Origin of the sequence: Streptomyces sp. NPDC006602 (assembly GCF_042870385.1) — a bacterium.
GTDB lineage: Bacteria > Actinomycetota > Actinomycetes > Streptomycetales > Streptomycetaceae > Streptomyces.
In genome coordinates this window covers 974,053-980,660 of record NZ_JBIAHG010000001.1, presented here as the reverse complement: position 1 = coordinate 980,660, position 6,608 = coordinate 974,053, and the positions used below count along the sequence as shown (strand labels likewise).

The following is a 6,608-nucleotide window of genomic DNA, read 5'->3' as shown; positions in this document are numbered from 1 at the left end:
CTCCGCCGGACTGCTGGCGACCGTGCTCGTCGCCAGCATGTGGTCGGGTGAGGACGGCGTCGATCCGGCCGCCTCGACGAGCGCGACCGGCGGCGGGGGGGGGGGGGCGGGGGGGGCGGGCCCCCCCCCCCCCCCCCCCCCCCCCCCCCCCACAGCCGTCACCGGTCCGAGACGCCGAATCCGAGGGCGGAACCTCAGAACTCCCTCAGGTCCGTGGATGGTGCACCCATCTCGTCGCCTAAGGTCCCGATCATGCCCGACATATCGCTGACCATGCTCGCCGCCCTGTGCCTCGCCGCCCTCGCGGCCGGCTGGATCGACGCCGTGGTCGGTGGCGGCGGGCTCCTGCTGCTTCCGGTGCTGCTCCTGGGGCTGCCGGCGAGCACCCCCGCCGCGTACGCCCTCGGCACCAACAAGGCCGTCGCCATCGTCGGCACCGGGGGCGCGGCGGTGACGTACGCCCGCAAGGCGCCGGTCGACGTGCGCACCGCCGTACGCATCGGTCTGGCGGCGCTCGCCGGCTCCTCGGCGGGGGCGTTCTTCGCGGCGGGGATGAGCACCGAGGTCCTCAAGCCGGTGATCATGGTGGTGCTGCTCGCCGTCGCGGCCTTCGTGATCGCCCGCCCCGCCTTCGGCACGGCCCCCGCCACCGGCCCGGCGGGCCCGCGCCGGATCCTCGCCGCGATCGGCCTCGCGGGCCTCGGCATCGGCTTCTACGACGGTCTGATCGGTCCCGGCACCGGCACGTTCCTCGTCCTGGCCCTCACCGCCGTGCTCCACCTCGACCTGGTCACCGCCTCCGCCACCGCCAAGATCGTGAACTGCTGCACCAACGGCGGCGCCCTCGCCACCTTCGCCTGGCAGGGCACGGTCCTGTGGCAACTGGCGGCCCTCATGGCCGTCTTCAACCTCGCGGGCGGCACGCTGGGCGCGCACACCGCCCTGAAGCAGGGCAGCGGCTTCGTGCGGGTCGTGCTGCTGACGGTGGTGTTCGCGCTGGTGGCGAACCTGGCGTACGAGGAGTGGCCGGCCTAGGCGCTTTGTGCGGGCGCCAGCAGGTCGACCAGGCCTGTCGTGCCCTCGTGGCCGTGACCGTCGGCGAGGCGCCGCTCCATCAGAGCCATGTACGGCGTCAGCAGATCCGCGCTCACACCCTGCTCCTCGGCCGTTCGCAGCAGGGTCGCGTTGCCCGCGACCTGCATGGCCAGGTTGGAGGCGACCCCCTTGCCGTAGTCGCCGCTCTCCAACTGCTCGGCCGTCTGGTGCGCGGCGGGCGCCATCGCGGTCAGCCACGACACGAGCAGCGGCGCGAAGTCCTTCGGCGCGATGTCCTCCCGGCGGATCAGCGCGAAGGCGTGCGTCACGCCCGCGAACATCCCGCTCATCGCGCTCAGCAGCGCCACGTCGTGCAGCGCGGCGAACCCCGGGTCCGCGCCGACGTAGGTGGTGCCGGCCGGGACGGCGAGGGTGTCCCGGTGCTCCTCGAAGAGGGCGGCGGAGCCGCTGTAGAAGACGTACCCACCGGACTCCGGGGCCCCGATCATCGGCGGTACGGCCATGATCCCGCCGTCCAGGAAACGGGCCCCGCGCCCAGTCGCCCACGCGGATCGGGAACGGCCCTGGGCGGGCGTCCCGGTGGTGAGGTTCACCAGGTCGTGGCCGGTCAGGTCGGCCCCGTCGAGGGCCTCGCCGACGGAGACGTCGTCGAGCAGACAGGCGACCACCAGGCGGTTCGCGGCCACCGCCTCGGCGCTGCTGTGGGCCACGGTCGCGCCCTCGGCGGCCAGGGCCTCGGCGCGGGCGGGGGTTGGTAACTGCTCGCCGGGGAGTGCGCACGCGGTCGAGTCAGCTCGATCGTGTGATGGTCCGGTCGCGGGCTTGCGGGGCCCTGGGCCGATCGGGTTAACGTGATCGCGCGATCTGGGACGCCGGGTACGGCGCCAGCGTGCGGGGCCCCCGCTCCACCAGAGAGATGGTCCGGGGCCTCCCCGTCGCCTCTGGCCGTACGCACATGGCCAGGTCGCGCAGGGAGCTGGCCCCCCCGGGACCGGACCACGCACGGGATGTGTGTCGCCGCCCCGGGGTCGAGTACGCCGGGGACCTGGGGGTACCTCCCACGCCCTTAAGGCAGTGGGGGAGCGCCCAAGACCGTTCGGGGCGTGCGGCTGAGTGGAATCACTTCTGCTCAGTCTTCAGGAACGGTGCGGTTCCAGACGGTCACCGGATGTTCTGGCGGCGAGCCATGCGCGGGCGAGGGCGGTGCACATGGCGCCGGTGCCGAGGAGGGTGACGGGCGTACGGGAAGCAAGTGCGTTGTCAGTCATGGAAGTTAGGCTCGACGAGGGGAACGGTCTGCTGGAGAAGGTGCTCGCGGCGCAGCTGCGGGAGCTGGAGGCGGACGGCATCGTGCACCGCGAGGCGTACGACGAGGTACCGCCGCGCGTCGAGTACTCGCTGACGCCTCGGGGGGCTTCGCTGAACGAGGCGCTGGCACCCTTGGGCGCGTGGGGACGGGTGAACATACTGGGAGGCTCAGCGGCTGCCGGTGAGGTGCGCGAAGGCGACGACGTTCCCCTGGTAGCCGGTGCTTCGTGAGTAGCCGCCGCCGCAGGTGATCACGCGCAGCTCGGGCCGCGCCGCCGCCCCGTACACCTTCTCGTCGGGGAAGTCCTTCGCGTCGTACACCTCGATGGCGTCCACGGTGAAGACGGCGACGGCTCCGTCGCGCCGGTCGACCTCGATGGCGGCGCCCTTCCTCAGGGCGCCGAGGTCGTAGAAGACGGCGGGGCCGTCGGCGTTGTCGACGTGGCCCGCGATGATCGCGGTGCCCGTCTCGCCGGGGGTGGTGCCGGCCTCGTACCAGCCGGCGCGGTTCTTCCGGGTGGCGGGCGGGACGTCGAGGCTGCCGGCCGGGGTGAGGTCGAGGCCCATGAGGGGGGCGTTCACGCGGATCGAGGGGATGCGGATCCGGTCGGGCGGGGAGGGCGGCAGCGCGGGCGCGGCGGACCGCCGGCCGCTCGGATCGACGCCGGCCTCGGCCGCGGACGGCTGCGGCGGCGCGTGCGTCTCGGCGCCGCTGCGCAGCAGCCACGCGCCGCAGCACAGAGACGTGGCGGTGACGGTCGCTATCGCGGCATTGCCGAGTCTGCGCATGGCGACCTTTCTCCTGAACGGGACCCACGTTCCCCCTCCGGGCCGCGAGGGGCGTCGGACCCGGAGGGGGAGTGGGCTTGCGGTACCGGCGGACGGACAGCGGAGGGTGTCCGTCAGATCCCGTCGCCTCTCGCCCGGCGATGCAGGAGCCAGGTACCGCCCGCGGCGGCGACGGCGAGAGCCGCCACGCCGGCCGCGGTCTGTACGGGATCGGGGCCCAGTGCGCCGCCGACCCCCGTCTTCACACTTCCTCGCGGAGACACGTGCTCGCGCGCCGACGTCAGCGTGACGACCAGGTCGCCCGTGACCCGGCGGCCGCCCTCCGCACACGTCGCGACGATCTCGTACGTCCCCGGCTGCGCGCTCGGCGGCACCCGGAACCGCCCGATCGCGTCGAGCTCGTGCGTGCTGGGCGCCAGCGTGAACGGGCCGGCGCCCACCGCGCCGGCGTCACCCGCCGCCGTACTGCCGTCCCCGCACTCCGCCGTGTTCACCGTGACCTGCCCGCCCGGCACGACGGAGGACGGAAAGATCTCCAGGCCGCCGCCGCTGCCGCTGCCGTCGCCGTACGCGGGCGCCGTGCCGAGGCCGGCGACGGCCACGGCGCCGGCGAACGCGGTACCGGACAGCAGACGGGCGGTACGTCGCATCGGTGCTCCCTCGAGCTCGAAGCTCTGGCTCTGCGGTGTACATCGGTGGTGCTGCCCTTCCGAGGTAAGTGGCAGCGGGCCGAGACCGCTTCCTGAGAGTGCGTCAGAAATGCGGTGAATGGGTGTCCGGCGGGGCCTTGAGCGGAGCGCTGGGGTTGGTGTTTCAGCAGGTCATCGGTGGTGTAGGGGGCGCGACGGGGAAAAGAACCCGAAGGGTGCGGGGCGGGGGTGTGAACGGGTGACCGGGCAGGTCCTGGGGGGCGGTCACCGGCCCTGCATCTCGGCGCCGCTTCACCTGACACCCGAGCGCCGCGCCCGAGTCAGGAGTGGTCAGGAGTCGTGCTCCCCGCTCTCGTACTCGGCCAGAACTTCCGCCACCGCCCGGTGTCCGAGCGCCGCGAGTACGGGTTCTTCCCGCCGCGGTAGTAGTGCTCCGCCGTCAGCCCGAAGCACAGCGGCCATCCACGCCCCCGGGCCCACGTGGTGTCGTCCACGTCGGCCGCCTCTCGGAAGAGGCCACGGGTCTCGGCGTCGAAGAGCGTCTGCCCGGGACTTCAGTCCCGGGTAGTTGACCGCTTAGGGGAGTGGGGGTGGGAGTGCGGGTGCGGAATGTGGTGCGGTTCGTGGAGGTACCAGTAGCGGCCGACGAGGGCGCCGCCGAAGACGACGAAGCCGACACCGACCAGCCAGGACGTCACGATCAGGACGGTGCCGACCGAACCGTACGAGACGGCGTTGCTCACGATGAGCGGGGAGAAGACCAGGGACGAGAACAGACGCAGGCCGCCCAGGCCCACCATCGTGGCGATGGCACCCGGCAGGAGGGTGCGCCAGGGGATCCGCCCGCCCAGCAGGAAACGCTGCCCCCACCAGAAGAAGAGCACGCCGAGCAACGAGGACAGTCCGATGCGGGCCCATGAGCTCAGGGCTCCCTGCCCCAGGACGGTCCCGCTTTGCGCTTCGGCGAAGAGGTAGGCAGTCAGTGCGACGAGCCACACCGCGCGTCGCCATACGGTGTGCCAGCGCCCGGCCGGCAGGTCCCACACCTTTTCGTAACCGGTCTGGACACTGCCCGCGAAGGTCACGCCGAAGAGGGCGAGCAACACCACGCTCAGGACGCTGGTCGTGCTCAGGACCTTGCCGGGCGTGGCGAAGAGGTCCTGTACGGCGTCGGCGGGGCGCCCGGACAGCCCCATGCCGTCCACGATCCACAGGGCGAAGCCGCGCTCCTGGATCGGGGCGGCCGCCGCGACCACGATCAGCAGCGGGGCGAGCGTCACCAGTCCCAGCGCCGCGAAGCCCATGGCCCGGTGCATCAGCTCCACTTCCTTGCCACGCTGCCATACGCGCGTACTCCTGACGTGGAGGAAGCGGCCCAGTTCCCTCCACCGGTGCCCGCGGCTGCGGAGGTGGCTCCTGCGACTGCTCCCGCCGGGCGGGCCCTGGCCCGGAGAAGCATCAGGCGGCTCAGGAGTATCCGGAGCGTGCGGTGAGCCGGACGGTTCAGAAGGCCCCGGAGCACCCGACGGTCCGACCGGTTCTACAGGGCCCACAGGGCCGGGGGGTCCGCCAGGCGGGTCATGCCCGCCGCTCCCATCCTCGCCCGAAGAGCCCCGACAAGCCTGGCGCACCGGCGGCACGAACCCATGGCGCATCCGTCGTCACCTCGTCCTGTTTCCGTGCACCGGCGTACCCGCACACGGGCTCGTCCCCGCACCGGCGAGCCCGTGCAGCGCGAGTGGCTGATTCCAGCGTGCCCGTCCGGCTCCGGATGTGCGAGCGGCTCAGCAGCCTCGGCATCCGTACGGGGGATACAGCAAGACTGCTTGAGCTCGACCCCGGGGTCCTCCGACCGGGGCGACGGGCGGGCGCTGCCCTGTGCCGGGGCCCATCGCCAGCTCTGATGGGGAAAGGGCTGGAAAGCGCGGGTCAGCGCTCCTCATAGGTGACGTGCCCCGGACCGTCGCGGAGGAAGGAGGCGACCGCGCCGGTGAGTCGGCGGCGGTGGTGAAGTGGCTGCCGGAGACCTCGGGTACTCCGCGTCGGCTGCCTGGACCCCGGGCGGGCGCCCGCCTCTCCAGCTGCCTCGCCCTCGCGATCTCCCGCTCGACGCTGTGCGGATGCTGACGAGGCGGGGTCGGCGTTGACGTAGTCATAGGCGTTGACGTTGTCGCCCGGAATGGGGTCGACGGAGAGGAAACGGCCGGTCCGGCCATCGGCCTACGATGCCCGCATGCAGCCACACTTCACTGGTACGTGCTTGATCACCGACCATGTTCCGGCTCTCGCCGCCTTCTACGCTGCGGTCCTCGACGCGGAAGTCCAGGGCGGCGATCCCTTCGCCCGAGTAGCTGTCCCCGGCGCCGTCCTGTCGTTCTTTTCCACCCAGGGCATGGAGTCGATGTTGCCCGGTTCCACGGCAGCCGCCTCAAGTGGAGGCTTCACCTTGGAGTTCCAGGTCACCGACGTGGATGCACGCCATGAAGGCCTGTTGGCTCAGCGTGTGCATATCCTCAAGCCGCCGACAACCCAGCCGTGGGGACGTCGATCGGTCTGGCTGCGTGACCCGGACGGCAACATCGTCAACCTCTACCAGGACGCATGACAGCTGTAGTGAGTGAACTCGCCTTTCATCAAGGAGATCTGAAAGGTCATCCAAGGGGTGGGGCGGACCTGCAAGGATGGACCGTCTGAGTTCTTCGAGTCGCGTATGGCCACGATGGTGGGGATGTTGGTGGCTATTTCGACGCACTCGGCTTTTTCATTGCTGTAGCTGGGCTTGCGGTACTTGAATTCAGGCATGGC

9 protein-coding genes and 2 pseudogenes are annotated in these 6,608 nt (G+C 71.5%); 4 read left to right on the top strand and 7 right to left on the bottom strand.

Annotated elements, in window-relative coordinates:
• Window positions 1-252 precede the first annotated feature (252 nt).
• Window positions 253-1,035: a sulfite exporter TauE/SafE family protein gene (locus ACFYO2_RS04595; RefSeq protein WP_388343865.1), complete on the top strand. Its 783-nt coding sequence runs from the start codon at window positions 253-255 to the stop codon at window positions 1,033-1,035.
• Here the strand turns inward: ACFYO2_RS04595 and ACFYO2_RS04590 are convergent.
• Window positions 1,032-1,808: pseudogene (locus ACFYO2_RS04590) on the bottom strand (NAD(P)-dependent oxidoreductase); the annotation flags it as partial. The gene ACFYO2_RS04595 and the pseudogene ACFYO2_RS04590 sit on opposite strands and share 4 nt — an antisense overlap.
• Before the next feature lie 384 nt (window positions 1,809-2,192).
• Window positions 2,193-2,324 carry a hypothetical protein gene (locus ACFYO2_RS04585; RefSeq protein ID WP_388343863.1) on the bottom strand — a complete coding sequence of 44 codons (132 nt, stop codon included), beginning with the start codon at window positions 2,322-2,324 and terminating at the stop codon, window positions 2,193-2,195.
• A 25-nt stretch (window positions 2,325-2,349) separates the two neighbouring features.
• Here ACFYO2_RS04585 and ACFYO2_RS04580 point away from each other — a divergent pair.
• Window positions 2,350-2,595 (top strand): annotated as a pseudogene (locus tag ACFYO2_RS04580) (winged helix-turn-helix transcriptional regulator); the annotation flags it as partial.
• On the opposite strand, the gene ACFYO2_RS04575 reads toward ACFYO2_RS04580, so the two are convergent.
• From ACFYO2_RS04575 to ACFYO2_RS04560, 4 genes are all read right to left on the bottom strand, one after another.
• Complete coding sequence (locus ACFYO2_RS04575; protein ID WP_388343860.1) at window positions 2,533-3,153, bottom strand: class F sortase; 621 nt, start codon at window positions 3,151-3,153, stop codon at window positions 2,533-2,535. The pseudogene ACFYO2_RS04580 and the gene ACFYO2_RS04575 overlap by 63 nt on opposite strands.
• Before the next feature lie 113 nt (window positions 3,154-3,266).
• Entirely contained in the window at window positions 3,267-3,803 is a 537-nt protein-coding gene (locus tag ACFYO2_RS04570) for a hypothetical protein (RefSeq protein WP_388343858.1), read from the bottom strand.
• A 320-nt stretch (window positions 3,804-4,123) separates the two neighbouring features.
• On the bottom strand, window positions 4,124-4,297 hold the full coding sequence (locus ACFYO2_RS04565; protein WP_388343856.1) for a hypothetical protein: 174 nt from the start codon (window positions 4,295-4,297) through the stop codon (window positions 4,124-4,126).
• Window positions 4,298-4,357: 60 nt separating this feature from the next.
• The gene (locus ACFYO2_RS04560; protein WP_388343854.1) at window positions 4,358-5,119 is read right to left on the bottom strand and encodes a ribonuclease BN; all 762 of its coding nucleotides are present in this window, start codon (window positions 5,117-5,119) and stop codon (window positions 4,358-4,360) included.
• A gap of 634 nt (window positions 5,120-5,753) precedes the next feature.
• Between ACFYO2_RS04560 and ACFYO2_RS04555 the strand changes: the two genes are divergently transcribed.
• Entirely contained in the window at window positions 5,754-5,930 is a 177-nt protein-coding gene (locus tag ACFYO2_RS04555; RefSeq protein WP_388343852.1) for a hypothetical protein, read from the top strand.
• A 106-nt stretch (window positions 5,931-6,036) separates the two neighbouring features.
• Window positions 6,037-6,408, top strand: coding sequence for a VOC family protein (locus tag ACFYO2_RS04550; RefSeq protein ID WP_388343849.1), 372 nt, complete (start codon window positions 6,037-6,039; stop codon window positions 6,406-6,408).
• Here the strand turns inward: ACFYO2_RS04550 and ACFYO2_RS04545 are convergent.
• Complete coding sequence (locus ACFYO2_RS04545) at window positions 6,393-6,605, bottom strand: DUF397 domain-containing protein (RefSeq protein WP_388343847.1); 213 nt, start codon at window positions 6,603-6,605, stop codon at window positions 6,393-6,395. The genes ACFYO2_RS04550 and ACFYO2_RS04545 overlap by 16 nt on opposite strands.
• Window positions 6,606-6,608 lie beyond the last annotated feature (3 nt).